The organism is Candidatus Kuenenia sp. (assembly GCF_027493735.1).
In the GTDB taxonomy this organism is placed as follows: Bacteria; Planctomycetota; Brocadiia; order Brocadiales; family Brocadiaceae; genus Kuenenia; species Kuenenia stuttgartiensis_A.
In genome coordinates this window covers 346,150-371,847 of sequence record NZ_JAOSKF010000018.1, presented here as the reverse complement: position 1 = coordinate 371,847, position 25,698 = coordinate 346,150, and the positions used below count along the sequence as shown (strand labels likewise).

General features: G+C 43.7%; 25 protein-coding genes and 1 pseudogene. 24 read left to right on the top strand and 2 right to left on the bottom strand.

Going from position 1 to position 25,698, the window contains the following annotated elements; genetic code table 11:
• Window positions 1-93 precede the first annotated feature (93 nt).
• Genes M5U24_RS10140 through M5U24_RS10130 form a run of 3 tightly spaced genes read left to right on the top strand, consistent with a single transcriptional unit; the run spans window position 94 to window position 4,393 of the window.
• Window positions 94-717, top strand: coding sequence for a gluconate 2-dehydrogenase subunit 3 family protein (locus M5U24_RS10140; RefSeq protein WP_298202328.1), 624 nt, complete (start codon window positions 94-96; stop codon window positions 715-717).
• Window positions 714-2,399 carry a GMC family oxidoreductase gene (locus M5U24_RS10135; RefSeq protein ID WP_099325703.1) on the top strand — a complete coding sequence of 562 codons (1,686 nt, stop codon included), beginning with the start codon at window positions 714-716 and terminating at the stop codon, window positions 2,397-2,399. Before M5U24_RS10140 ends, M5U24_RS10135 begins: the two co-directional genes overlap by 4 nt.
• A gap of 29 nt (window positions 2,400-2,428) precedes the next feature.
• Entirely contained in the window at window positions 2,429-4,393 is a 1,965-nt protein-coding gene (locus M5U24_RS10130; RefSeq protein ID WP_298202325.1) for a glycoside hydrolase family 15 protein, read from the top strand.
• A gap of 546 nt (window positions 4,394-4,939) precedes the next feature.
• On the opposite strand, the gene M5U24_RS10125 is transcribed toward M5U24_RS10130, so the two are convergent.
• Window positions 4,940-6,043: an IS4-like element ISCku3 family transposase gene (locus M5U24_RS10125; RefSeq protein ID WP_099323887.1), complete on the bottom strand. Its 1,104-nt coding sequence runs from the start codon at window positions 6,041-6,043 to the stop codon at window positions 4,940-4,942.
• 301 nt (window positions 6,044-6,344) lie between these two features.
• Between M5U24_RS10125 and M5U24_RS10120 the strand changes: the two genes are divergently transcribed.
• The 21 genes and pseudogenes from M5U24_RS10120 (at window position 6,345) to M5U24_RS10020 (ending at window position 24,743) form a co-directional block, all read left to right on the top strand.
• A complete protein-coding gene (locus M5U24_RS10120) occupies window positions 6,345-7,022 on the top strand; it encodes a TVP38/TMEM64 family protein (protein WP_298202323.1) in 678 nt (225 codons plus the stop codon).
• Window positions 7,019-8,437 carry an FAD-dependent oxidoreductase gene (locus tag M5U24_RS10115; RefSeq protein WP_298202321.1) on the top strand — a complete coding sequence of 473 codons (1,419 nt, stop codon included), beginning with the start codon at window positions 7,019-7,021 and terminating at the stop codon, window positions 8,435-8,437. Before M5U24_RS10120 ends, M5U24_RS10115 begins: the two co-directional genes overlap by 4 nt.
• Before the next feature lie 237 nt (window positions 8,438-8,674).
• Window positions 8,675-9,094, top strand: a complete 420-nt coding sequence (locus M5U24_RS10110; protein ID WP_164995499.1) for a carboxypeptidase-like regulatory domain-containing protein — start codon at window positions 8,675-8,677, stop codon at window positions 9,092-9,094.
• Between the two features lie 123 nt (window positions 9,095-9,217).
• Complete coding sequence (locus M5U24_RS10105) at window positions 9,218-9,460, top strand: hypothetical protein (RefSeq protein ID WP_157820593.1); 243 nt, start codon at window positions 9,218-9,220, stop codon at window positions 9,458-9,460.
• Window positions 9,461-9,492: 32 nt separating this feature from the next.
• The gene (gene dsbD, locus M5U24_RS10100; RefSeq protein WP_099325708.1) at window positions 9,493-11,319 is read left to right on the top strand and encodes a protein-disulfide reductase DsbD; all 1,827 of its coding nucleotides are present in this window, start codon (window positions 9,493-9,495) and stop codon (window positions 11,317-11,319) included.
• Window positions 11,320-11,717: 398 nt separating this feature from the next.
• Window positions 11,718-12,845: a transaldolase gene (gene tal / locus M5U24_RS10095; RefSeq protein ID WP_099325709.1), complete on the top strand. Its 1,128-nt coding sequence runs from the start codon at window positions 11,718-11,720 to the stop codon at window positions 12,843-12,845.
• A 317-nt stretch (window positions 12,846-13,162) separates the two neighbouring features.
• A pseudogene (locus M5U24_RS10090) lies at window positions 13,163-13,444 on the top strand (class 1 fructose-bisphosphatase); the annotation flags it as partial.
• Window positions 13,445-13,504: 60 nt separating this feature from the next.
• Window positions 13,505-14,059: a carboxymuconolactone decarboxylase family protein gene (locus M5U24_RS10085; RefSeq protein WP_298202318.1), complete on the top strand. Its 555-nt coding sequence runs from the start codon at window positions 13,505-13,507 to the stop codon at window positions 14,057-14,059.
• Window positions 14,060-14,284: 225 nt separating this feature from the next.
• The gene (locus M5U24_RS10080; protein WP_298202316.1) at window positions 14,285-16,936 is read left to right on the top strand and encodes a hypothetical protein; all 2,652 of its coding nucleotides are present in this window, start codon (window positions 14,285-14,287) and stop codon (window positions 16,934-16,936) included.
• 35 nt (window positions 16,937-16,971) lie between these two features.
• A complete protein-coding gene (locus tag M5U24_RS10075; RefSeq protein WP_295102382.1) occupies window positions 16,972-18,078 on the top strand; it encodes a glucose 1-dehydrogenase in 1,107 nt (368 codons plus the stop codon).
• Between the two features lie 439 nt (window positions 18,079-18,517).
• Entirely contained in the window at window positions 18,518-18,679 is a 162-nt protein-coding gene (locus tag M5U24_RS10070) for a hypothetical protein (RefSeq protein WP_157820595.1), read from the top strand.
• Between the two features lie 32 nt (window positions 18,680-18,711).
• Entirely contained in the window at window positions 18,712-20,046 is a 1,335-nt protein-coding gene (locus M5U24_RS10065) for a hypothetical protein (RefSeq protein ID WP_157820596.1), read from the top strand.
• A 262-nt stretch (window positions 20,047-20,308) separates the two neighbouring features.
• Window positions 20,309-20,761 (top strand): DsrE family protein, encoded by a 453-nt coding sequence (locus tag M5U24_RS10060; RefSeq protein ID WP_099325717.1) that lies wholly within the window; start codon window positions 20,309-20,311, stop codon window positions 20,759-20,761.
• Between the two features lie 56 nt (window positions 20,762-20,817).
• Complete coding sequence (locus tag M5U24_RS10055) at window positions 20,818-21,489, top strand: flavodoxin family protein (protein ID WP_099325718.1); 672 nt, start codon at window positions 20,818-20,820, stop codon at window positions 21,487-21,489.
• Window position 21,490: 1 nt separating this feature from the next.
• Window positions 21,491-21,718, top strand: a complete 228-nt coding sequence (locus M5U24_RS10050; RefSeq protein ID WP_320414769.1) for a GDCCVxC domain-containing (seleno)protein — start codon at window positions 21,491-21,493, stop codon at window positions 21,716-21,718.
• Window positions 21,654-21,797 carry a hypothetical protein gene (locus M5U24_RS10045; protein ID WP_298202465.1) on the top strand — a complete coding sequence of 48 codons (144 nt, stop codon included), beginning with the start codon at window positions 21,654-21,656 and terminating at the stop codon, window positions 21,795-21,797. The genes M5U24_RS10050 and M5U24_RS10045 overlap by 65 nt, the downstream gene beginning before the upstream one ends.
• Window positions 21,781-21,960 carry a hypothetical protein gene (locus M5U24_RS10040; RefSeq protein WP_169702960.1) on the top strand — a complete coding sequence of 60 codons (180 nt, stop codon included), beginning with the start codon at window positions 21,781-21,783 and terminating at the stop codon, window positions 21,958-21,960. The genes M5U24_RS10045 and M5U24_RS10040 overlap by 17 nt, the downstream gene beginning before the upstream one ends.
• Window positions 21,957-22,406 (top strand): transposase, encoded by a 450-nt coding sequence (locus tag M5U24_RS10035; RefSeq protein ID WP_099325720.1) that lies wholly within the window; start codon window positions 21,957-21,959, stop codon window positions 22,404-22,406. The genes M5U24_RS10040 and M5U24_RS10035 overlap by 4 nt, the downstream gene beginning before the upstream one ends.
• Window positions 22,407-22,521: 115 nt before the next feature.
• On the top strand, window positions 22,522-23,052 hold the full coding sequence (locus tag M5U24_RS10030; RefSeq protein ID WP_099325721.1) for a peroxidase-related enzyme: 531 nt from the start codon (window positions 22,522-22,524) through the stop codon (window positions 23,050-23,052).
• A complete protein-coding gene (locus M5U24_RS10025) occupies window positions 23,052-24,182 on the top strand; it encodes an inorganic phosphate transporter (RefSeq protein WP_099325722.1) in 1,131 nt (376 codons plus the stop codon). The genes M5U24_RS10030 and M5U24_RS10025 overlap by 1 nt, the downstream gene beginning before the upstream one ends.
• Before the next feature lie 72 nt (window positions 24,183-24,254).
• On the top strand, window positions 24,255-24,743 hold the full coding sequence (locus tag M5U24_RS10020) for a TlpA disulfide reductase family protein (RefSeq protein ID WP_099325723.1): 489 nt from the start codon (window positions 24,255-24,257) through the stop codon (window positions 24,741-24,743).
• 126 nt (window positions 24,744-24,869) lie between these two features.
• On the opposite strand, the gene M5U24_RS10015 is transcribed toward M5U24_RS10020, so the two are convergent.
• Complete coding sequence (locus M5U24_RS10015) at window positions 24,870-25,472, bottom strand: cation transporter (RefSeq protein ID WP_099325727.1); 603 nt, start codon at window positions 25,470-25,472, stop codon at window positions 24,870-24,872.
• Window positions 25,473-25,698 lie beyond the last annotated feature (226 nt).

Below are 25,698 nucleotides of genomic sequence, written 5' to 3'. Positions count from 1 at the left end.
CTTTTTAGGCGTTCCTTCGCTGTAAGCTGATGTCTCGAATGTTTATTACATTTTGATTTACATGGAAAAAGGTATACTTGCGAAGGTTAATCTATGCGCATTAAAAAACACAATGTAAAATGCTTACTGCGAGGAAAACATAATGTATTTCCTCGCAGTAAGCATGGGTCTGAGAGCATCGGCAGGCGCACATTTCTTTCGGGCGCTGCCGGTTTTATTGCCACACTGCTTTTGTCCCCGGTGATAGCAAGGACTGTTAAAAGCCACGCATCTGCTTTGACAGAAGACCCGTGGCAAACCCTGTCCGTAGTGCAAGACCATCTCTTTCCTTCGGAAGCAGATTCTCCGGGGGCAAAGGAAATCAATGCGATTTCGTATTTGCGCAATATGCTCGCAGATCTGGTGACGGATACTGATGAGAAGGAATTTATACTGAATGGCGTCGGGTGGTTGAATGAACTGGCGATTGAAAGGCACGAAGCCGTTTTTGCAGATTTGCCGCAGTTGCAGCAATCAGATTTGCTGCAACAAATTTCAAAAACCACCGCCGGCAGAAATTGGATTTCTAAGCTAATTTCTTATCTGCTGGAAGCCTTGTTAAGCGATCCTGTGTACGGAGGAAACCCGGACGGCATAGGATGGAAGTGGCTTGAACATCGGCCAGGTTATCCACGGCCGCCGATGAATAAACGTTATTATGACCTGCTAAAAATATGAATACAGATTTTGACGTGTGTATAGTAGGAAGCGGCGCCGGCGCCGGCCCCGTAGCGCTCACCCTTGCAGAATCGGGTTATTCGGTGGTTGTCCTTGAAAAAGGCCCCTGGTTTAAGGAAGAGGATTTTTATAAGGATGAGCTTGCCAGTCGCAGACGCGATGTTTACACGCCGAATCTGCAGGATGAACAGCATGTAATTGAAGAACCGGATGGACTGGGTGGATGGGACTGCGAGCCAACCTCTGTTTCCGGATGGAATTTCTGGAGGGGCTGTTGTGTTGGCGGTTCCTCAAATTTTATGAGCGGATTTTTTTTCCGGATGAAACCCGAAGACTTTCGCTTGCTTTCAACCTTCGGCCCGATAGATGGCGCTAATCTTATAGATTGGCCCATCTCCTACGAAGACCTTGAACCGTATTATACGAAGGTAGAATCGATTGTCGGCGTATCGGGCAGTGTTGTGCCGCATCCACTTCTTGAACCGCGTTCTACCGGCAATTTCCCTTACCCGCCTACGCTGGAACACCCCATTTCCGGATTGTTTGATACTGCCTGCCGCAAACTCGGATTACACCCATTACCGACTCCGCGTGCAATTCTATCCAACAGCGCCATGAAACGGCAAAGCTGCGGCTATTCGGGGTGGTGTGGCAGTTATGGCTGTTCAACCGGCGCTAAAGGCAGCTCCCGGGCAGCATTACTAAATCCTGCCCTTGAAACCGGCCGTTGTGAAATCAGGCCGCATGCCAAGGTATATAAACTTACGACCAATGCTCAGGGCAAAGTGATTGCGGCGGAGTACTATGACAGGGATGGCAAGCAACAACGAGTCGATGCAAAAATATTTGTTGTCGCATGCCAGTCAATCGAAACCGCGCGTTTATTGCTGTGTTCTACAGGAACGCGTCATAAAAACGGTCTGGCAAACAATACCGGGCAGGTAGGCAAAAATCTTATTTTTTCAGCGGGTGGCACGGGAGGGGGAGACCTTATCTATAAAAAACTTGGCAGGACAATTACAGAGTCATTGAAATTCCAGGGACTGTTCCTCAACCGCAATTTGCAGGACTGGTATTTTATCGATAATCCAGTATGGGGAAGGATGCAAAAGGGTGGAACCATTGATTTTCTGCTGGAACACCCTGGCCCAATCGCAAAGGCGATAGACCTGAAATGGGACGATCATGGCAACCTGATATGGGGGAAACCGTTAAAACAGGCATTAAAAAAACACTTTACCGAAATGCGCGAGTTTAAATATGAAATCTTTTGCGATTGGCTGCCTACGGATAACTGCTTTGTCTCCCTTGATACGAAAGTGAAAGACAAGTGGGGAACACCGGTAGCCAGGGTAAGGGTTGGTTATCACCCGCACGACATCAAGATAGGTAACTATCTCGCGAAAAAGGCAACATATATTATGAGGACAATGGGCGTAAGAAACGTCTATTCTAACATAAGCGGTTCGCCGCCGCCTAACCTGGCGGCAGGCGGCTGCCGGTTTGGAAATGACCCGAAAAATTCCGTGCTTGACCCTGATTGCCGTGCCCATGATGTTGAAAATCTTTTCGTTACCGATGGGAGTTTTATGCCAACGGGGGGAAGCATTCCTTATACATGGACAATTTATGCAAACGCCTTCCGTGTTGCAGATAAGATTGTGAAACAACTTGGTGGATGATTGAACGTTTTTATGATGAAGGAGGTGGTATGCCCAGAGATATACCGGTAGGGAACGGTTCAATGTTGGTTACATTTGATTCCGAGTATCAGATACGTGATATTTATTATCCGTATGTTGGCAGTGAGAATCATACGATTGGCCATCCGTGCAGAATGGGTATTTGGGTGGATGGACATTATAGCTGGGTGGACAGCGAGTGGCAAAAAACGCTGACGTATAAAACGGATACACTAGTTACTGACGTAAAGGCAAAAAATGACCGGCTGAAAATAGAACTTCAGATGTACGACACGGTCGACTTCCATCTGAACATATTTGTAAAGGAAATCATCATCAGGAATCTTGATGGGAAAGATCGTGAGATCAGGCTGTTTTTTTATCATGATTTTCATATTTATGGCAATGAGATCGGTGACACGGCGTATTATGACCCGGATACCATGTCAATTATTCATTATAAATCCCAGCGTTATTTTTTAGTTAATTGTTGCGACCCATCCAAGTGCGGAGTAGACCATTTTGCCACCGGCGAGAAGGAGATGCATGGTGCGGAAGGTACGTGGAGAGATGCGGAGGACGGTTTTTTGAGCGGCAATCCCATTGCTCAGGGGTCAGTGGACTCTACAATCGGCATTAACCTCCATATAAAGGCACACGGGGAAAATTTAACCCATTACTGGATTGCTGCAGGCAGGAAACATAGCGAGGTGGTAGCGCTCAACAAGAGTATCTGGGAAAAAACACCGGAAGAACTCATTCGGCGCACGGAGAACTATTGGAAATTATGGGTAAATAAGGAATCACTGCAATTTTACGATCTTCCCGAAAGTCTGGTGTCTTTTTTTAAGCGGAGCTTGTTGATAATGAGGACACAGATTGATAACAATGGCGCGATTATTGCGGCAAATGATTCTGATATTACCAAGTTCGGGAAAGACACCTATTCCTACATGTGGCCTCGCGATGGTGCCCTCGTTGCATACGCGCTTATACAATCTGGATACAGTGATGTATCAAAACGTTTTTTTCAATTTTGCGCGGATGTTATTTCTCCGGAAGGCTATTTACTCCACAAATATAATCCTGATCAATCTCTTGCCAGTTCATGGCATCCGTGGTTCAAAGACCGGAGAAAGAGCCTTCCGATACAGGAAGATGGCATTGCGCAGGTAATTTGGGCATTATGGCATCATTACGATAAATTCAGAGATATTGAGTTTGTGAAGCCCCTGTACCGGCATTTAATCATGAATGCTGCAGAATTTATGGTGAAATTCAGAGATGAAGAGACGGGATTGCCTCTTGCCTCATACGATTTATGGGAAGAGCGATATGGGGTGCATACCTTTACCGTATCGGCAGTGATCGCGGGACTAAGGGCGGCTGGAAATTTTGCCTGCGCCTTCGGGGAAGAGGAATTCGGCACAAAATATTATGAAATAGCGGATAAAATCAAAGACGCCCTTATTGCGAATTTTTATAATAAAACGGAAGGGCGTTTTGCGAGGATGGGAACAAGGAACGCAAAAGGGTATGATTTGGATATGACTGTAGATGCAAGTCTTTACGGGCTTATTGCATTTGAGACACTTGCCCCTGGCCAACCGATGGCCGTATCAACAATGGAGGCTGTTAAGAAGAGTCTCAGGGTAAACACTTCTGTCGGCGGCATAGCGAGATATTCCAATGATTATTATCAGCGAGTAAATACCGGCAGAGAAGACATTCCTGGGAATCCGTGGTTTATCTGTACTCTATGGATGACGGAATACGATATCATGCAGGCCGGAAATCTTGATGAATTGAATGAGGCACTGTCAGGTCTGGAATGGGTTGTTGGCAAGGCGTTGAAATCCGGAGTCCTGGCAGAACAGGTAAATCCGTTTACCGACGAACCTCTCTCTGTATCCCCCTTAACTTGGAGTCATGGCGACGTTTGTTACGACCTTACTAAAATACATGGAGAAGAAAGAACGGCTGTTAACCTGTAAGTCATGCGGCCATTCTCAGTATTATATGCACCGTCAGGTACAAAAACCCTGTAATGTATAAACAGATTGTACGGAAATTTTCACCTGAAAAATGAAAGAAACACCCCTGACAGGATTTGAAACCCTGTCATGGTTAATATACAATTCTGTGAGAGGATGAAAGCATGAAATATACAAAATTTTTCATTATCGCCGCGATTTTCCTCTCGTTCCCAAGCTCCGGCTTGGGAACGCAATTGTTTGAGAAGCTCCGGCTTCGCATGGAAAAAAGAATGAAACCATGCTACCCAGGATATTTGAAAATATACTTTCATGCTTCGTTAAATCTTTAAATCCCTTCCCAGTGGGGGGCAAGGGGGCATAAGCGCTAACTTGTTTTAGGTATGCTCGAAGTATTTTGATATCTGTGTTTTTCGGATTCTTGTATTTTCTGCTAAAGAACAAGCAATGTCATTCCAGCACTTAAGAACTTCCTGTAATGATAACGCTGGTTCTATAGCCCGTTTTACTTGATTAAGCATAAAAGCAAATTCACGCCATTTGCTTTTAGTCTTCTTGCTTGACAATGAAGTATCCCCAGGGGGAAAAAGACGTAGCAAAATCTATTAGTTTTTCTGTCAAAAGAGCAACGAATAGTTTGCCATAAAGCCAAGCTTTTGAGCTATCATCATCGTATTTAGGTAAGTGTCCAAATTGTGCTATTTGTTTAAATCTTTTAAAGACCAGTTCAATTTGCCATCGAACTCGATACCATTCTAAGATATCAAAAGCGGTAAATTGATTTTCAGGAAACGTTGTGAATACTATTACGTACTTGGCATAAATAAGGGTCTCCGGTTTTAGTTCAATGCCCTTTTTGCTTGCATGTCTTTTAAGTTTTTTATGAGCTATTTTAATGGCTTCTTCTGTTTTGCGTATTATACAAAGACGACCTTTGACATATTCAGTATTATCAACGTTTGGAATAAAAACGTTCCATGATTTTATAGCAAGGGGTCTTTTTAAATATTGGATTTCTTTCAATAAAGGAAAGGGTTTCTTTTCTTCGCCGAATATCCGTAGAGATTGCGAATTAACTCTAACGCTAAGATAAGCGCCTTTCCTTGTTGCATGATGAATTCCTTGGCCAGTACAGTAACCTCTGTCAGCTATAATATAATCATCTTTTTTCATCGGAAACTGCCGAAAAGATTCTCCTGTGCCTTCTCCTTCAGTTCCCGTAAGTTTAAAGAAATCGCAAGATAATGAAGGAACCTCAATACTATAATGAATGCGCCAAAGACTTCCTGTTTTCCCAGGTTCCTTTACTGTTGTTGCATCAAATAAGCGAAGATGAAAATTATTCCGTTTATTAATTTGGAGGCCACGCTCACGGAATAAAGATAAACATAATTTATATAGCCATTCTTTGCTCTTTTTTAATCGCTTTAATAAGGCAACATCGGATAAATCTGCTAAGTTAGCACGCTTGGCTCGAACTACTGTTTCACGCAATGAATAGCCACATCCTAAATGAATTAATAATGTTCGAAGAAGCTTTTCTTCAGATTTATCCTTGCGCAAACCTTTTAAAGCATTTGTATCAACGGCTAAACTTTTCCAATCGTTTGGGAAGAAAGTTCTTAGAAGATCCCAATCTTCTCTCATCATGGCTTTATCCTCCTATAGAGTGATTAGCGGGATAATTAACATAAAAATACCATGATGAATAAAATTTGTCAATAAAACAAGTTAGCGCTTATGGGGCAAGGGGGGGATGCTAATCCCTTTAACCACTTACAAAGTTTGGACCAAATAATTATTACGAAAGGGAAGCGGGAGCTTCCAATGCACTTGCGTTCCCAAGCCAGAGCTTGGGAACGAGCGTTTTTAAACAGATTGCATGGAAATCTTCATTTTTTATGTGAGGTGGTAATACTTCCCAAAACAACTCTTCAACAGGAGACCAGGCATGAAATATACAAAATTTTTCATTATCGCCGCGATTGTTGGCTTGTTCGTCGTGTTCTATATGCTGGGCTACAATAAGTATCTTTCATTGGAAGCCTTGCAGACAAACAGAGAGGCGTTGAATACCCTTTACCACGAGCATCGGGTAGCCTTTACGGGCGCATTTATGTTGATTTATATCATTTCAGCCGCCATTTCCTTGCCAGGAGCGACCATTCTTACATTAACAGGGGGGTTCATTTTCGGCCCCCTTCCTGGTTCTGGTATTGTAATTGTATCCGCAACAATTGGCGCTTCTTTGGCGTTTCTCGTTGCCCGGTTTATCTTAAGAAATACCCTGGAAAAAAAATATGAACGTAATCTGAAAAAATTTAACGAAGGTATTGCAAAAAATGCCTGGAGCTATCTCCTGTTTTTAAGGCTGGTTCCGCTTTTCCCCTTTTTCCTGATTAATATCGTCATGGGACTCACCCGCGTACCATTACGGACATTTGCCTTGGTAAGTTTCATCGGCATGTATCCCGGCACTTTTGTTTATACCCTGGCAGGCGGTCAGCTTGCAACCATCCATTCTGTAAAGGATATCGCCTCTCCCCGGTTGATAGGCGCTTTCACCCTCCTGGGGTGCTTTGCTTTAATACCAGGTATTTACAAAAAGTTAAAGGGAGCAAAAAAATGAGATATGATTATCACATTATTGTTATCGGCGCAGGGAGCGGTGGATTGGTCGTTGCCTCCGGAGCGGCAAGCCTGGGCGCCAGAGTAGCATTAATCGAAGCGGAAAAAATGGGAGGCGATTGCCTGAATGCCGGTTGTGTACCCAGTAAGACATTTTTAAAGAGCGCCCATATAGCCAAGGCAATTCGGGATGCATCAATGTACGGCTTAACTGCAGATTTGAAGAAGGTGGATATTACCACAGTCATGGACAGGGTTAACAAGGTAATCCGTGAGATAGAACCACACGATTCCAGAGAGCGTTATGAAGGGCTTGGAGTAGATGTTATCTTAGGCTTCGGTGAGCTTCAGGATAGACACACGGTAAAAATCGGGAATGAAACAATAACGGGCAAATATATTGTCATTGCCACGGGTTCCGAACCAGCCGTCCCGCCAATCCACGGTTTAAATGAAGTCAATTATCAAACAAATCGTACCATTTTTCATATAAAAGAACTTCCGGGACATTTAATCGTATTAGGCAGCGGGCCTATCGGTATTGAACTAGGTCAGGGATTTCGCCATCTGGGTTCTCAGGTAACGATCATTAACCGCAGTCCGGGCTTATTCAAAAAAGATGACCCCGAAGTAGGGCCTCTTATGGAGAAACAACTGAAAGATGACGGCATAGAGCTTCTTTTGGGGATTGCATACCGGGAGGTCAGGCAGGATAGCGATGTAATATCTGTCGAAATAGAACATGAAGGCAAGGGGCGTATTATTACCGGGGATCAGCTACTGGTAGCTACCGGACGATTACCGGCAACGAAGAATCTGGGACTTGATAAGGTTGGGGTCAGAGTAGACGAAAAAGGATATATCGTCACTGACAAAAAACAGAAGACCTCCGTAAAAAATATCTATGCCTGCGGAGATGTAACAGGTCATTATCAGTTCACTCACATGGCCGGTTATCAGGCTGGGATTATCATTCGCAATATAATATTCAAACTGTGCGCTAAAGTAGATTATTCAGCAGTTCCATGGACTACCTATACAAAACCGGAGGTGGCCCATGTGGGATATACGGAACCCATGGCAAGGAAGGCCGGTACATATAAAAGTTCGCTGAAGGTAGACCTGAGTGCGATAGACCGGGCAAAGGCAGAAGATGACCGTGTAGGCTTTTTAAAGCTGAACCTGGGCAAAAAAGGGCGCATCATTGGCGCTACGCTTGTTGGTGAAAAGGCAGGGGAAATGATCCCTGCTATAACAATCGCCATCAAGCAGAAACTGACCGCCGGCATTTTCATGAATATGATATTCTCATATCCTACCGAGTCGGAAATCCTCAAATCAGCCTCCCTTGAGGCAGCGAAACAGTCATTGAAACCCTGGATGAAGAAGGTGATTCGGGCGGTGTTGTTACGCTAACAATTTTAAAAATCATGGCGGGTGGATTTTTTACTTTATGGGAATAAATTATGGTTTTTATTTGTCATTAATGTCTATAGAAAGACAGTAATACCTGTCTTTAGGCACAATGAAGTTGTTTCTGCCCATTTTTCATAAAACCGGATAGACCGGTTTGGTGGCAAACTGCTGCAATCCGGGGGTGTTAGATCATTTTGATTGTATCTTATCCGAAGGGATTTTTTATAGGAGAGCAACATGTTTAAAAACATTGCGTTATCTTTATGCTTTATAATGGCCAGTGGATATGGATTTTCGTACAACACGGTAAAAGCCCAAACACCTACCCCTACGTTAGTGCCTACACCGACACTGAAAGGTAGTGCTTCCGGTACCATAACAGCTAAAAAATCCGGCAAACCAATTAAACGTGCAAAAGTTTCTTTGAAAAGCAAGGAACTGAATTTTAAAGACAAAACCACCACTGATAACGACGGTAAATATGTATTTTCAGATTTAAGCGCTGGCAATTATACCCTGAAGGCTAAGAAGCAAGGCTTTAAGAATGCAAAAAAGAAATTTGAACTTGCAGAAGGTGAAAACGAGGTGGCCGACATTCAATTGAAAAAAGAAACGAGCGATGACGGCAATGGTGGCGATGGCGATGGTGGATACTAAGGGACTTGGAATTTTCTATTATACCGTTTAACTACAATCTGTCATCCGAACGAAATAAGGTATCTTAGGATTCCGCACTTTGGCAGAAATGACATTGGTTGCAAACCCGCCGGGGGAATTCGAATGAAAATAAATCCTGCGTTATTTTTCGTTATTGCGCTATTTCTGGTTGGGTGTGGTAATGCTCAAAAATATGATAGGCCTTCCGATCAAGGACCCTATTATCCGGAGCACCATTACTCTCCCTACTACCACAGTCCTTACTACCATTATTATTCTCCCTATTATTATAGGCATCATCATTACCGGCGGAGTTGCGGTACATTTACGAACACTATTTACGATAATACCGCAGCTATTTATTAACGTTTATAGACTATAACAAGGATGAATATACCATGAAAACAGTTCCCCTCATAAAAAGATGCTCTGCTATTGTCTTTGTTTTAATCATATTTCCCCTTATAGCCTTCGGAGAAACCTCTCCGTTTAAATCAGGCGCGACACTTTTAAAAGAACATGTTCCAGCGGGTGAGCTTATCCCTGTTGCAGTTAACTTCACAATTGCCCCAAACCACCATATTTACAAGGATCAGGTTAAGATAGAAAGCGGAGATAACACTAGATTCGCGGTGGTTTCCACAGAACTTCCTCCAGGGGAAATCCGATACGATCAATTTTTTGAGAAAGAAGTAGAAGACTACGTAGGAGAAGTACTGGTAAAGTCATTCCTTCAGGTATCAAAGGATTTACCGGCCGGTTCGTATAATGTGCAACTCAAGGTACATTATCAGGGATGTTCCGATAAAGTCTGCTTTGCCCCAACGATGGATGAATTTACACTTCCGGTACAGGTGGAGTTAGCAAAATCGGGCGTTTCTAAAATACAGGAAGAAAAAATCCCGGCCGTTTCAAAACCTGTGGAAAAAGCGGAGGCCACTGGTATCCAAAAGACTATCGAGAGCCGTGGAATTTTTGTTTCACTAATTATTATTTTCCTGGCAGGTGTGGGTCTGAGTTTTACTCCGTGCGTGTACCCTATGATACCCATTACCGTTGCCGTAATTGGCGGACAAGCTGCCGGAGGCCAGGCTACGGCCAGAAGCCCTTTAAGGGCATTTTTCCTCTCACTGATTTATGTCCTGGGCATATCCATTGTATACTCAGCAATGGGGGTGGCAGCGGCTTCTACCGGGGCATTGTTTGGTACTGCTCTGCAAAGTCCCTGGGTCATAGGGTTTGTGGTGGCAGTTTTTGTCGCGCTTGCCATGAGCATGTTTGGGGTATATTACCTGCGGGTGCCATCTTTTATCTCAGATCGGCTTGGAACAAAAACCGGAAAGGGTATTATTGGCGTTTTTATTATGGGGTTAGTTTCCGGGATTGTTGCTTCGCCATGTATCGGCCCGGCCCTGGCAAGTTTGCTTGTTTACATTGCCAGCACGGGTAATAAATTCATGGGGTTCTGGATGTTGTTTGTATTTGCCTGGGGATTGGGCGTGCTTTTGATTGTGTTGGGCACCTTTTCAGGCGCTATAAGGGCCCTCCCGAAATCGGGAGGCTGGATGGAAACGGTGGAGAGAATCTTCGGTCTCCTTTTAATCGGAGCCGCACTCTATTACCTGAGTTTTATCATCCCGGGAAGCGCCTTCATCATCATCCTGAGCGTATTCTTGATTGTTACTGCGGTATTTTCCGGCGGTTTTGACCGGCTGACTCATGAAAGTACTAATTTTCAACGGGCCAAGAGATCCTTCGGACTTATAGCCTTTATCTTTGGAGCGTACTTTCTTGTGGGACATCTCATGATTAGTGGATTTATTTTGCCTCCCTTCCCGACTACCGTTTCCACTCAAGCAATCGCACAGGAAAAAATTGATTGGGTTTTAAGTGAGGAAGAAGGACTTAAACAGGCAAAGGACGAGGGTAAGGCGGCAATGATTGATTTCTGGGCGTCGTGGTGTGCAGCCTGTATGGAGTTTGAAAAACTCACTTATACTGATCCGGAAGTTATCAGGGTATCAAAGAGATTTGTGAATATTAAGATTGATTGTACCAATAGTAACGATCCAAAGATTAAACAACTTTGGTATAAGTATGGGATTGTTGGCTTGCCCACCATCGTATTTGTAGGCAGGGATGGAAATGTACTCAGGGATAAAACTATTACCGGTTTTGTCAATCCCAGGGAATTTCTTAAAGTCATAAAAAATTTGGAACAATAAAATGAAGCTTAGGAAAAAAATAATTTTACAATCTGTAATTACTTGTCCGGATTGTTGATGTCAGAAAGAAGAAACAATGCCTACTGATGCGTGTCAATTGAAAATTGTAAATCAAGACTAATATCTTCAAATGGTATGAAGGGGATTTTATTCAAAAGGATGAAAAATTGGAAGAGTACATTGCAGGATATTTAAATCCGGAAGATGCAGCATTTATTCGAAATAATAAAGTAACGATAAAATACCTCGACTACGATTGGGGTTTGAATGAACAGGAATAAGGCGGGATAAAATATCAGGTTTTGAATTGAAGGAATATATCGTCAAAGACTGGAAAAGATACAGTCCAAGGAGAAACTTTACAGTCAACAACAAACAAATCCGGAGGAAAAAAAGAAATGAATCCCCTGTTAATGTTGAAAGAATATGGTCAAAGTGTCTGGTTGGACTACATTCAGCGTGGTCTCATCACGACCGGAGAGTTACGCCGTTTTGTGGAAGAATACGGGTTGGGGGGAGTTACCTCCAATCCGGCAATCTTCGAGAAGGCAATCACTGGGAGCGCTGATTATGCGGATATGCTGGATACCCTGCAACAAAAAAAAGATATGGACGCTATGGCAATCTACGAGTATCTGGCGATACGCGACATTCAGGATGCTGCTGATGTACTGATGCCTGTCTATGAGAAGACTGGCAAACGAGACGGCTATGTCTGCCTGGAGGTCTCACCATTTCTGGCCAATGAGACGCAGGGTACTATTGTTGAGGCCAGGCGGCTCTGGAAGGCCGTTGGCCGGCAGAATGTAATGGTCAAGGTACCTGCCACATCAGAAGGTATTCCGGCTATCGAACAGCTTATCAGCGAAGGGATCAATGTCAATGTGACGCTGCTCTTTTCCCGGGAAACTTATGAACACGTAACGCAGGCTTATATCAATGGATTGGAAAAGTTAGCATCCCGCGGCGGTGATGTGAGAACAATCGCCAGTGTGGCCAGCTTCTTTGTTAGCCGCATAGATACACTTTTAGACTCCATCATTGAGGCCAGAGTTAAAACGTCTGCGCATGCAAACGAACAGGCATTGTTGCAAGGAATCATGGGGAAAGTAGCCATTGCCAACGCCAGGCTTACCTATCAGCGATATAAAGAGATTTTCCGTGGTGATCGCTGGCAGAAACTTGCCGAAAAAGGGGCACAAACGCAGCGTGTTCTGTGGGCTAGCACAAGTACCAAGAATCCGAAGTACCGGGACGTGACGTATGTCGAGGAACTCATCGGGCCAGATACGGTAAACACCATGCCATTATCTACAATTGAAGCCTTCCGGGATCATGGACGTCCCCGTGCGAGTCTTGAAGAAAATATTGTAGCCGCATACGACACGATGAAGACACTTGAGCAGTTAGACATTTCAATGAAAGAATGCACCGACAATTTACTCCGGGAGGGGCTACGCCTCTTTGCCGATGCCTTCGGGAAATTGTTAAATGCATTGGATACGAGAGGTATAAAAGGCGCATAGCGCAAGGGTCAACCTCCAGGCCCTATACCCTCCCGGATGATCTTCCCGTCAAGGCCAAAACTGCTATCGAAGACTGAAAAATCAATGGGGAAAACCGTGTTTACCTGCTATGGGAGGTTGTTGTATGTTTGCATGCCGGGGGTTGCGTAAAAATGTCATTAAGTTAAGGTTACTTGATTAAAAACAACCCCCTTCGCGGGGGAGTGACGTGTAGTGCCAATTTGGCCCGTTTTTCTCAATGGACTCCGAACGTTCAAAAGTTTGTTGAGTACCTGACCGACCGGGAACACTGCAGGGAATAGTGCTGCTCACTCCGGTATGCCGGTGCGCTGGTCGTTGACCTACATAGTGTTTTGCTGGAAGGTGGAGTTTATTTCTACCCTGAAGATGCAGGGCACGAAGGCTGGAAGCTGCGCCTGTTGTATGAATGTGCACCACTTGCATTTCTTGTAGAACAGGCCGTAGGCCTCTCCAGCACCGGCACGCGACGGATTCCTGATATTAAGGCTGAATCTATTCACCAACGGGCACTACTGGTAATCGGCAGTACCGAAGAAGTGTCACTTTATGAGAAGTTCTTTATGAACGGTAGTCCATAATATTACGCATCAAAAAATAACAAAGCAAAAATTGATCTTAGGCTTAGAGAGGTATGTAACGTGAGAATAGCGGTAAAAGCAATAAAAAAGTATCCATGGTACTTGAAACCTTTTTTTTGGAATCAAAAAAGGAAATACGGGCAGGTACTCAATCCAGGGTTGATATGGGCAAGGGTGCCCCGTTTATTTGCAACGGTAGCTCTGTTGTATGGGGCTTTTGATACAAGGCGTTCTCCCTTAACCCCGGTGTTGCGGTCTTTAGTGACCGTTCGGGTTTCACAAATTAATTGGTGTCATTTTTGTGTCGATATAAATTCGTTCACTTTAGCAAAGCGATGTGGATCGATGGAAAAAGTCAGAGAGCTGGCAACGTGGAGAGAAAGCACGCTTTTTGATGACCTTGAAAGGGCGGTTTTAGATTACGCAGAGGCAATAACTTATACTGATCGTCAGGTTACTGATGAGCAATTTGAAGCATTGAAAAAACATTTTGATGACGAAGCTGTTGTGGAGATTACCGGGCTAATCGCGTTTCAGAATATGTCCAGTAAATTCAACAGCGCCCTTGATATACCACCACAAGGTTTTTGTTCACCAACGGGGCGCCGCTGGTAATCGGCAGTACCAAAGAAGTGTAACTTTATGAAGAATTCCCGGCAAAAACAAAATCTGAGATGCATTCTTTTATATTCTTGCTCAGAGTAACATCTCAATAATGTATTCAACGCACGGTTGTTGTGTACACGGCTCAATGTTGATTCAGCACCGGGTATAGAATATCTGGAATACCTGACACCAAAAACGGTCGCCCGATGATTAGCGAATAAAAAGGGGAAAATTATGAATGCAGAAAAAATGCGCCTTGAAGAAGATAAAAGCGGGGAAAAATCGTGGAAGAAATGGGGTCCCTATGTAACGGAACGCCAGTGGGGAACCGTCAGGGAAGATTATAGTCCCCAGGGTACCGCATGGGAATATGTTTCCCACGATGCTGCACGGAGTAAGGCATTTCGATGGGGAGAAGAGGGAATCGCCGGTTTTTGTGATGACAAACAAACGCTATGCTTTTCCCTTGCCCTCTGGAACGGTCGTGATCCAATCCTGAAAGAACGTTTCTTTGGTCTGACAGGGAACGAAGGGAATCACGGTGAAGATGTGAAGGAATATTATTATTACCTCGATAATACCCCGGTGCATTCTTATATGAAAATGCTGTATAAGTATCCGCAAAAAGAATTCCCCTATACAGGGCTGGTGAATGAAAATCGACGTCGTGGAAGGCATGATCCGGAATTTGAACTTATTGATACCGGAATATTTGATGAAAATAGGTACTTTGACGTGTTTATCGAGTACGCCAAAGTTTCGCCGGAAGATATCCTGGTTCGTTTTACTATTCACAATCGGGGACCGGAAGATGCGACCGTATCCATTATACCACAGCTATGGTTTCGAAACACCTGGTCATGGGGACTAACAGACTTTAAGCCTGAACTGTTTGCTGTAAATAAAGAAATCATCCGTGTAGAACACAGAGATCTTGGCAGCAGGTGGCTTTATTGTGATGGCGCACCGGAGCTGTTGTTCTGTGAAAATGAGACGAATTACCGGCGGTTGTATGGATCGTCAGCTATGGAGGGTTTTTTCAAGGACGGCATTAATGATTATATCGTAAACGGGCATGAGATGGCCATAAATCCTGCAAAAAAAGGCACCAAAGGAGCGGCACATTACCAGCGCACCATTTCATCAGGTAAGGCAATAAGTATTTGTTTAAGATTCTCGGGACATGCCTTATCCAGCCCCTTTAAAAAGTTTAACAAGATGTTTCAGCAAAGCATTGGGGAAGCGGATGAATTCTACGCTGACCTGCAGTCAGAAATCAAAGAGGAAGATGTAAGGAATGTGCAGCGTCAGGCATTTGCCGGCATGCTCTGGTCAAAACAATTTTATTATTTTGATGTGAGCAGATGGTTAACGGGAGACAGTGGACAACCCCCACCGCCTCGAGAACGGTTGGATGGACGCAATCATGAATGGGTTTATCTTAACAACGCAGACATTATTTCCATGCCTGATACATGGGAATACCCCTGGTATGCCGCATGGGATCTGGCATTTCATTGTCTGTCACTGGTGATGGTTGATCCGGAATTTGCCAAAGGGCAGCTTTTACTACTAACCCGCGAATGGTACATGCATCCCAACGGACAATTGCCGGCCTACGAATGGGCCTTTAGCGATGTGAATCCCCCTGTCCATGCCTGGGCAGCGTGGCGTGTCTATAAAATTGATAAAAAAAGAAATAAGGGGAAAGGGGACATTGATTTCCTGTCACGGGTCTTCCATAAACTTTTGCTCAACTTTACCTGGTGGGTCAACAGAAAGGATGAGCATGGTCATAACCTGTTCCAGGGGGGTTTTCTGGGATTGGACAATATTGGCGTCTTTGACCGAAGTGCGGCATTGCCAACCGGTGGACATATCGAGCAAGCTGATGGAACGAGTTGGATGGCTATGTATTGCCTGAATCTCATGCGCATTGCCCTGGAATTGTCAACGTATAATCCCATCTATCAGGATCTGGCAATCAAGTTCTTCGAACACTTCCTCTATATCGCCGGCGCAATGAAAAACCTTGGTAACAAGGGCATCGATTTGTGGAATGAGGAGGATGAATTCTTTTATGATGTTCTTCATTGCTCCAAAGCAAATCATAGCAAGTGTGAGGTCATGCCGTTGAAAGTGCGCGCTATGGTGGGATTAATTCCTCTTTTCGCTGTTGAGACCCTTGAGCCACACCTTCTTGAACATGTCCCGGAGTTTAAAAAACAGCTCGATTGGTTTCTGGAAAACCGGCCTGACCTGGCAAGTCTGATTTCCCGCTGGACAGAACCCGGTGTTGGCGAGCGGCGGCTGCTTTCGCTGCTGCGGGGACACCGGATGAAACATCTGCTTAAGCGCATGTTGGATGAAAGTGAGTTTTTGTCTGATTACGGGGTTCGGGCATTATCCCGTTATCACCTGGAGCACCCCTTTGTCTTACATTTTAATGACAATACATTTTCAGTGTCTTATCAGCCTGCTGAGTCGGACTCAGGTTTGTTTGGCGGCAATTCCAACTGGCGGGGACCCATTTGGTTTCCCATGAATTATTTGATTATCGAGTCACTGCAAAAATTCCATCACTATTATGGAGACGATTTCAAGATTGAATGCCCGACAGGGTCAGGAAATTTTATGACCATCAATGATGTTGCCAATGAGCTGTCGCGGCGCCTGACCCGAATATTTTTGCAGAATAAGGATGGGAATCGCCCTGTATTCGGCTACAGTGAAAAAATTCAAAAAGACCCGCATTTTCGAAATTACCTATTGTTTCATGAGTATTTTCACGGCGATACCGGAAGGGGTGCTGGCGCTTCTCATCAAACCGGCTGGACCGGTTTGGTGGCAAAACTGCTGCAACCCAGGGACGTCGGACAACCTTGATTCTATAGGAATCAAAAGAAAGGCAGAGGGATTCAATGAAAGCCATTGCAGTTGTACCGGGTCGGCCAGATTCATTGCATATACGGGAGATACCCAAACCAATGGTGACTGATGTCCCTGATGGAAGAGGTGTTCTGGTAAAGGTGCTGAGAGTGGGCGTTGACGGGACAGATAAAGAAATTAATGCCGCAGAGTATGGTACTGCGCCACCCGGAGATGATTTTCTCATTATTGGTCATGAGTCTTTTGGCATTGTCGAAGATGTGGGCTCTCATGTGAGTGGTCTGAAGGCCGGTGATTATGTTGTGGCAACGGTCAGACGTCCTGGAACTTCCCTATATGATAAAATCGGGACGTACGACATGACTACAGACGATGTCTATTATGAACGGGGAATCAATCTGAGACATGGGTATATGACTGAGTATTATGTGGATGAACCGGAATATATCGTTAAAGTTCCACCGGGGTTAAAAGAGGTAGGCGTACTTCTGGAACCTACCAGTGTGATCGAAAAGGGGATAGCTCAGGCGTATGAAATCCAGCGACGGTTAAGGGTGTGGCGTCCCAAGCGGGCCGCTGTGCTCGGTGCCGGTACTATCGGATTGCAGGCAACTCTGGCGCTGCGTCTTCGCGGATTGCAGGTTTGTGCTTTCGGACGGACCAAACCACCTTACTTAAACTCTCAGCTTTTGAATCAAATAGGTGCATGCTATCATAGTCTTCAGGATGTTACTTTAACGGAATCTTTCGGAGATCATGGCCCTTTTGATCTCATTCTCGAAGCGACGGGCTATTCACCGCTTGTATTTGAAGCGATGAACATCCTGGGGAAGAATGGTGTTCTTGTTCTTTCCAGTGTGACAGGCGGCGGGAGATCAGTTGAGATACCATCTGATAAAATTAACATGGGATTTGTTCTGGGCAATAAGGTTGTTGTTGGTACAGTGAATGCAAATCGGGAGTATTTTGAATTAGGTGTTAAAGACTTTTCTCTGGCTGAAATGCAATGGCCTGGATGGCTGTCGAAATTGTTAACCCATCAGATCGGAGGTCTTGAAAACTATCAGGATATTAGCCCCATTCTAACGAAGGCGAAAAATGTGATTAAGGTTTTTGTTCAAGTTGCAGACACGCAATAGTTTAATTTTCTGGCTATCGCCCATAATATGCCTCTTCAGTAATAGGGCCGCAATTTTGATATGCGTTTGTTTCTAAGACTTTAGCTTTTTGAAAATTATGTTTCGGTTTAGTTTTGGGTGGCACGGACAAACACAGCTTGTCTGTGCCACCCATGTTGAGCGATAATAGATGCATCAATTTCCAAAAATCTAAAGTGTTACTAAAATTTTTATTTTGTTGGAATAAATCATGATTATTGCTTGTCATTAAAAGCGTAAGAACAAAATTATTTTACAGATACTTTATTAAAAAGCAGGGAGTGGATATGGCCCAAAGCCACTCATAAGTCGATTGGGTGATGAGTGAGGAGGAAGGACTCAGGCAGGCCAAAGCAAGTAGTAAGATAGCGATGATTGATTTTTATGCGTCGTGGTGCGCAGCCTGTATGGAGTTGTTGGTTTGCCTACTATCGTGTTTGTTAATAAGGACGGAACTGTGGTCAAAGATAAAACTATTGCCGGTTTTGTCAATTCTAAGGAATTTCTGAGTATCATAAAAAGCCTGGAGTGGCGTAAAATAAAGCGCCATGCAAATTATTTTATAGCGCCAGGTACTGAATAACGCGCTATATCAAGAGTGTTATGGAAGCAAAAATGAAGATAAAGAAAACAATAATAATTTTTATGCCCATAGTCTTAATCCTTATTGTGCTGGCGGGAGGAGGTATCTGGTTTAAAAGGAAATATGCCACCTCGGTTAATATGGATATTCATCTCAAAGAATATTCTCAATTTGAATATCCCGAAGATCCTGCAAATCGCAGTGTTCATTATGCGCAGTATTCAAACAGGAATTTGAAAATTGTGAAAAAAGATAAAACCCATTTCGATCTGATTTTGGAACCAACAAATGATCATACGGCAAAAGTTGTATTTAATGATATTGACGCAGGTCTTTTTGTAACAGGCCTGCCGGAATGGACAAAAAAGGATAAAGATTTAGAGATTATTGCCCTGACCGATAGGGAATGGAACAGGCAGCAGGTAAGTTTTGAGCCAGATTCAAAACACATTGAAATTACCGGTGGTGATGGATTTGAAAAAAGCAATTTGCATTCAGCCGCAATTGCTAAGAATTGTTTAAATGCCGGTCTTTGGGAAATTTTATTGTTTACGAAAGAAAAAGAGGAAAAGGCCTTATATTATCAAGGATGGTTTACGTTCCCCCTTGGACACTATAAAGCTGTATTTGAGGAAATCACCGGCCTGTCGTATTGGGAGCACTGGCGAAGATTGGAACATTGGGTAGACCCTGCTGGCGCCTCTATCAATTTAAAAGCCCTCAGAAAAGTTTTAAATGAGAGAGAGGTACAGGCTGAATTCCTGGCACAAGAGCGTATTTTTGCATCGGGTGAACAGGTAAGAAAGCTCAGAACTACAAATGTGCAGAACGTTATCACCTGGAAGGATTTTTGTGGTAGTTCGGTTGAATTTGCGACCTTTGCCCCGCCAGGCAGGTACTATGTTGAAAAACCCTGGAAGAATGAGTATTGGAGGATTGCAGAGTTCAAAAAAGCGATACTAAGGGACATTCAATCACCAGCATCGGAAGAAGTCTTACAGGAAATAGAGCTGGTTTTTAAAGATTCCAAAACTGGCGAAGAGAATAGATTTTTTGTCAGCGGATTCAAGCTGAACCAACTTCCTCAGCTTCCTGTTGAACATTACCCACAGGGGTTATACATGCCCATGGGAATCGGGGTTCCGCCTTTCTTCTTAAGCTATCAAGACCTGGAACGGAATCCACCCGATAAGAGCCCTTATTTCAGTGTACTTCTGGATTCAAATGACACATGGATTAATCACCACGAGGTGGCTATCGACGGGCCGGTTCTTCACAGAGATATTAATAATCCGAATGTAATCCATGTTTATTTGCTTTCTTACGAACGCCATAGTCTGGTCGGTCATTACCTTCTGAAGATTTAACTTTTTGAAAATATGTTGCAGTTTAGTTTTGGGTGGCACGGACAAGCTGTGCTTGTCCGTGATCGCGCGCAAATAGGTTTAGTGTAGAGACGCAAAATCTTGCGTCTCTACACCCCACATGGACAAACAGAGTTTATCCGGCCACCCATGTTGAGCGATAATATCTGCATCAATTTCCAAATATCTAAAGTGTTACAAAGGAAGAAATAATACTTATGGATGCCTGTCCGTTGCAATTTGTTGAAAATAAGGGAGCGTTAGCATGAAGAGGACACTTTTCATTATCTTATTATTCACTATAGCTATTATATTTGTCGGATATTATGCATTAAAGGCAAATATACAAAACAAGAAATTTGCTATCATTCTTCAAGCAGGTAAAGAGACTCACGAAGGAATGGTTCGTGCTACGCATGCTTTACTATATGCCACAGAATTAAAAGGGAAGGGCTATGAGGTAGTTTTGATTTTCGACGGTGCAGGAACGGTGTGGGCAGAAGAGGTGTCAAATCCTGATTCACAAAGCAAACTCTTACCAATGTATAATGCTATAAAAAAGGCGGGAATTCATGAGATTGTATGTGATTTTTGCGCTCATGCTTTTGGGGTAAAGGAAGAGCTCCAGACCCGACAATGCCCCCTCCTATCGGAATATAATGGCCATCCGAGTATTGAAAAATTGGCGGGAAAAGGCTATCAACTTATTGTGTTGTGAAGTAATAAATAATTAAAAAGAGTCCCAATAACCTGATTCAGAAAGGAGAGATTTTAATGAAAGTACTTGGGATCAGTGGCAGTCCGAGAGCTGGTAAAACAACAGAGAGCCTGGTGATGGCCATTTTGGATGCAACTGGCTTAGAAACGGAATTCATATCCTTACACGGCAAGAAAATTAACGGTTGTATATGCTGTTTAGGTTGCGTGGAAGACAACCTCTGTAAAGTACAGGATGATTATCTCCCAATCATGCACAAAGTTATGGAGGCAGATGCGATTATTATCGGTGCTGCAAATTATTTTGGCAGACTGAATGCCCTTACGCACGCCCTTCTTGAACGATTTTACTGCTTTAGACACGATAGTAACGGACACGGCGGCATGAAACTCTCCGGTAAATTGGGTGCAATTGCCTCTGTGGGCGGTGGTGGAAACTGGAAGATGCCGGGGAAGGATATTAAAATGAGCGAGGTTGCAGGAGATGATATTAAAGGCTTTTTTGCATACAATGAGATTGAACTTGTTGGCGCTGTAAAGGCACAGGGGCCTGTGGCATGTTTTACCTGTGGATACGGAGAAACTTGCAACGTAAGCGGCATAAAGAAATTCTTTGGTAAGGATACCAAAATCACCCCGGACATTATACCATGTTTAGAAAAGCAGCCCGAAGTCATAGAGAAGGCAAGGGCACTTGGAAAGGCATTGGGAGAAAGATTGAAAAAATAAAATGGAACATAATGTAATTTTACAATCGGTAATTACCTGTCCAAATTGTGGACATCAAAAAGAGGAAACAATGCCTACAGATGCCTGTCAATATTTCTACGAATGTGAAAATTGCAAATCAAGATTAAAACCCAAAAAAGGGCATTGTTGCGTGTTCTGTTCTTATGGAACAGTTCAATGTCCATCAATACAAATACAACAAAAAAGAGGCCACAGTCCTCTACGTTGATGTCAACGACTTTGAGGAGCAAAGGGATGCCTTTGATGCCGCGTGGGGGCCTGGAGAAAGGAATGAGAGGCAAATGTAGGGTGGATGAAGCGAAGCGCATCCACCATTTCTCAGGAAGGCAGGAAATGACAGGAAAATTCCCGCTTTTCTGTGTTCCTGATATTAAATCTGGTGGATACGGCGTGAAAAGGCGCACGCCTTTATCCACCCTACCCAAAACAAAAATAAGGGAATATCCATGAGCGAATATCGCCGGCTCTATCGTGAACAAGGCTGGTATTTCTTTACGATTGTGACATACAATCGACAAAAAATTCTTACCCATCCTGATAACGTTACCAGATTACGACGTTCGTTCCAATATGCGATGAATAAACACACCTTTTTTATCGATGCTATTGTTGTTCTTCCTGATCATATTCACTGTATCTGGAGGTTGCCTCATGACGATGATGATTTCTCAACACGATGGAGATTGGTTAAATGGCATTTTTCTTTGGGCATGGATACCCTCTTGACCGAAAGAGGTGAGAAGAAGGTATGGCAAAGGAGATTTTGGGAACATTTGTTGAGGAATGAAAAAGATTGGCGCTATGGGTCATTTCATGATGCTGTAAAGAGGGGATTCTATACCATAGATTGGGGTTCGCAAGAACCTGATTCCATAAAGGAAATGGATTTAGAGTAGGATGGATGAAGCGAAGCGCATCCACCATAGTTTATCTCTGCCTAATCCCCTTCATACATAGTTGTTTTTTCAGAAAACTAAATTGCTATGAAATTTTTTATAGAGAGGCTGGATAATGGCACGGATTTTGGCTAGAGAAAAAGAAGAAACGTCGATGGACGTACAGGAGGTTTTTGCAGAAATTGAAGGTGCTTTTGGCATGGTTCCAAATTTGTTTAAGACCTACTCGCATTTTCCACCTTTATTGAAAGCCAACTGGAACAAGGTAAAGGCGGTAATGATGCAAGGGGGTTTGAGTAGAAAAACAAAGGAAGCTATTGCCCTTCTGGTTTCAAAGGACAATAGCTGCGCATATTGTGTGGCTGCTCACACGGCTGCCCTCAAATCCATCGGTGTGACGGAAAAAGAAATTAACATAATTGAGAGTGAGATTGAGAAATCAAAATTTACAGAGAAGGAACGAGAAATCATAACCTTTGTCAGGAAGGCGAACAAAGACCCAAATAAGATAACTGATGAAGAATTTGAAGAGCTAAGGAAGAGGGGCGCTAGTGATTCGGAAATTGTTGAGGCACTTGGTGTAATGGAACTCTTTACAGCATTTAATAAATTCCTCGATTCTCTTAACGTGGAGATAGATTTCTGATGGCAATCTTAATAATCCTTTTTCTTGCTACTTGTTTTCTCTCATATTCAAATGGCGCTAATGACAACTTTAAAGGGGTAGCTACGCTCTTTGGAAGTAAGACCACGAATTATAAATACGCAATCTGGTGGGCAACTATTACAACATTTGCAGGTTCGCTGGCTTCCCTATTTTTTGCATACGGTCTTGTGAAGACCTTTTCTGGTAAAGGCTTGGTTCCCCAAAGCATATCCTCTGCTCCTGAATTCCTCACAGCAGTGGCGATTGGCGCTGCCATTACCGTTATGGTTGCAACGATTACAGGGTTTCCAATCTCAACCACTCATAGCCTGACAGGCGCCCTGGTCGGCGCTGGTTTTGTAGCCGTGGGTTCACAGGTTAATTTTGCCGTTCTGGGCAGCGCCTTTTTCATGCCGCTTTTACTCAGTCCTGTTATTGCCACCGCTCTTGGCAGCGGTCTTTATATTATTTTTCGGAATATGCGTATCCGTTCCGGCATAACTAAGGAATGGTGCCTTTGTGTTGGTGAACAGAGAAAAGCAATTCCATCATGTACGCCCACTCCCGCTCTGAGTGTAAAATACGGTAACACTATCAGTGCTGCAATTGACACCGAAGAAAACTGTCAGGAAATTTACCATGGACGTTTTCTGGGTATAAATAGCCAGAAATTGCTGGATGCTTTGCATTTTTTCTCTGCCGGGGTTGTCAGCTTTGCGCGGGGTCTTAATGATACGCCAAAGATTGTGGCGCTCTTATTATTGGTTAAAGGTTTGTCGATACACTGGGGCATGCTGGCTGTTGCTGTTGGAATGGCTGCCGGCGGGCTTTTGAATGCAAGAAAAGTGGCTGAAACCATGAGTAATAAAATCACAAAATTAAACCACGGTCAGGGCTTTACAGCAAACCTTGCCACCAGTATTCTTGTAATATTTGCCACTAAGCTTGGGATGCCGGTATCTACAACACACGTATCCGTAGGCTCTCTTTTTGGCATAGGGTTAATTACAAGGCGTGCCAACATTCGCAAAGCGCTGGAAATACTTTTATCATGGTTCATAACCTTGCCTGTTGCCGCAGTATTTAGCGGCGGCACGTATTGGATATTAGGAAACTGGTTATTCAATTAATTCTTCGGAAGCGAACTTTCAAGGCTGAAACCTTGAATCATTGTAATAATTTTTAACAGAATGGAGAGAAGCGTGAATAAAAAAATGTTTAAATATAGATGTTTTGCTTTTTTGTTTGCAGTGAGCCTGACTATAGCCCCGGCAATTTCTTATGCAGAAGATGCAGTCAAGACGATAAAACTTACTGAATTAAACACCTTGCTTGAGAGCAACAAAGGCAAGGTGGTGATTCTTGACCTGTGGGCAACATGGTGTCCGCCCTGCCGGAAGGAGATACCCGGTTTTATCAGTCTTTACAAGAAATACAAGGACAAAGGCTTAGAGATCATTGGTGTTGCATTTGATGAAAATGGGCCGGAAGTTGTTCCCCCATTCATGAAAGCGATGGGCATCAATTATCCCATTTATCTTGGTGAGGGCGATATTGCCCGGAAGTATGATCTACATGCCTACCCAACAACTATTGTCTACGGAAAAGACGGCAAAGCAGCCAGCAAACATGTTGGTTACGTATCAGAAGAAGAATTCGAAGACGAACTGGGGGAGTTGTTGAAAAAGTAAAGAGAACGGGGCACCCGTTAGAAGTCTCTTGTCAAGCAAAACGTCACCGAACGCCTCACATCACCGGCAGCGAAAAGCAGAGTGAGGAACGAGCGGCGCTTTTTGCTGTCCGAGTGCATGTGATTGTTAGGCCTTAGTTGATTCCAGTGCATCTGCTCGTTCTTTACTGGCTGCAGTGTAAACTTGGCGTGCAGCATCCAGATTAATGAGGAATATTGCTAGCCCTACGATCAAGTCGGGCCATGCACTTAGGGTAAGTAAGGTTATGAAGCCTGCTCCAATAATGGCAACATTAGCGAAAGCGTCATTACGCGCAGAGAGAAAAGCAGCGCGTGTAAGGCTACCGCTATGTTTGCGGTAACGAACAAGGACAAATGCACAAATAATATTAACAACCAAAGCACCACTTCCAGTAAGCGACAGGAGGGTTGCGTCTGGTGGCAATGGAATGAGAAATTTCCCCCAAGCTGTCCAAAGCGTGAAAAGCCCTGGAATTAGAAGAATTGCCGCAAGCGCCATGCCGACCATTGATCGCCGATGCAAGCTCCAGCCTAGCGCCATAAAGATTAGAATATTAACTGCTGTATCTTCAAGAAAATCGATGGAGTCTGCAAAAAGTGAAACCGAGCCTATTGAATGTGCGACAGAAAACTCAACAAAAAAGTAGCCGAAATTAAGGAGGGCTACGACAAATACTGCTCGACGGAGGAGAGAATTTTTAGCGTTCATATAATGTTTTCTTGAGGCCTAACTATTAATATACGAAATTCCAGATTACCAAAAGCTTACAGTAACTTTGCGGGATTATAGCCGGATATTTGATGTCGGTCAAGGGAATATAGTCAAACAAATCTGGTTTTATAAACTTAGCGGTAATTTGGCTTTTTGAAAAATGGGGGCGAAGCATTTGCCTGCGTACAGTATAACTCCTTCAACATAGCGGGGTTGGCGTATG

Coding starts and splice junctions, on each gene's coding strand:
- M5U24_RS10030 (WP_099325721.1), top strand. CDS start 22,522: ATGGCACGGATTTTGGCTAGAGAAAAAGAAGAAACGTCGATGGACGTA.
- M5U24_RS10130 (WP_298202325.1), top strand. CDS start 2,429: ATGCCCAGAGATATACCGGTAGGGAACGGTTCAATGTTGGTTACATTT.
- M5U24_RS10140 (WP_298202328.1), top strand. CDS start 94: ATGCGCATTAAAAAACACAATGTAAAATGCTTACTGCGAGGAAAACAT.
- M5U24_RS10055 (WP_099325718.1), top strand. CDS start 20,818: ATGAAAGTACTTGGGATCAGTGGCAGTCCGAGAGCTGGTAAAACAACA.
- M5U24_RS10025 (WP_099325722.1), top strand. CDS start 23,052: ATGGCAATCTTAATAATCCTTTTTCTTGCTACTTGTTTTCTCTCATAT.
- M5U24_RS10050 (WP_320414769.1), top strand. CDS start 21,491: ATGGAACATAATGTAATTTTACAATCGGTAATTACCTGTCCAAATTGT.
- M5U24_RS10080 (WP_298202316.1), top strand. CDS start 14,285: ATGAATGCAGAAAAAATGCGCCTTGAAGAAGATAAAAGCGGGGAAAAA.
- M5U24_RS10040 (WP_169702960.1), top strand. CDS start 21,781: ATGAGAGGCAAATGTAGGGTGGATGAAGCGAAGCGCATCCACCATTTC.
- M5U24_RS10045 (WP_298202465.1), top strand. CDS start 21,654: ATGGAACAGTTCAATGTCCATCAATACAAATACAACAAAAAAGAGGCC.
- M5U24_RS10035 (WP_099325720.1), top strand. CDS start 21,957: ATGAGCGAATATCGCCGGCTCTATCGTGAACAAGGCTGGTATTTCTTT.
- M5U24_RS10060 (WP_099325717.1), top strand. CDS start 20,309: ATGAAGAGGACACTTTTCATTATCTTATTATTCACTATAGCTATTATA.
- M5U24_RS10015 (WP_099325727.1), bottom strand. CDS start 25,472: ATGAACGCTAAAAATTCTCTCCTCCGTCGAGCAGTATTTGTCGTAGCC.
- M5U24_RS10065 (WP_157820596.1), top strand. CDS start 18,712: ATGAAGATAAAGAAAACAATAATAATTTTTATGCCCATAGTCTTAATC.
- tal (WP_099325709.1), top strand. CDS start 11,718: ATGAATCCCCTGTTAATGTTGAAAGAATATGGTCAAAGTGTCTGGTTG.
- M5U24_RS10120 (WP_298202323.1), top strand. CDS start 6,345: ATGAAATATACAAAATTTTTCATTATCGCCGCGATTGTTGGCTTGTTC.
- M5U24_RS10075 (WP_295102382.1), top strand. CDS start 16,972: ATGAAAGCCATTGCAGTTGTACCGGGTCGGCCAGATTCATTGCATATA.
- dsbD (WP_099325708.1), top strand. CDS start 9,493: ATGAAAACAGTTCCCCTCATAAAAAGATGCTCTGCTATTGTCTTTGTT.
- M5U24_RS10135 (WP_099325703.1), top strand. CDS start 714: ATGAATACAGATTTTGACGTGTGTATAGTAGGAAGCGGCGCCGGCGCC.
- M5U24_RS10105 (WP_157820593.1), top strand. CDS start 9,218: ATGAAAATAAATCCTGCGTTATTTTTCGTTATTGCGCTATTTCTGGTT.
- M5U24_RS10115 (WP_298202321.1), top strand. CDS start 7,019: ATGAGATATGATTATCACATTATTGTTATCGGCGCAGGGAGCGGTGGA.
- M5U24_RS10110 (WP_164995499.1), top strand. CDS start 8,675: ATGTTTAAAAACATTGCGTTATCTTTATGCTTTATAATGGCCAGTGGA.
- M5U24_RS10125 (WP_099323887.1), bottom strand. CDS start 6,043: ATGATGAGAGAAGATTGGGATCTTCTAAGAACTTTCTTCCCAAACGAT.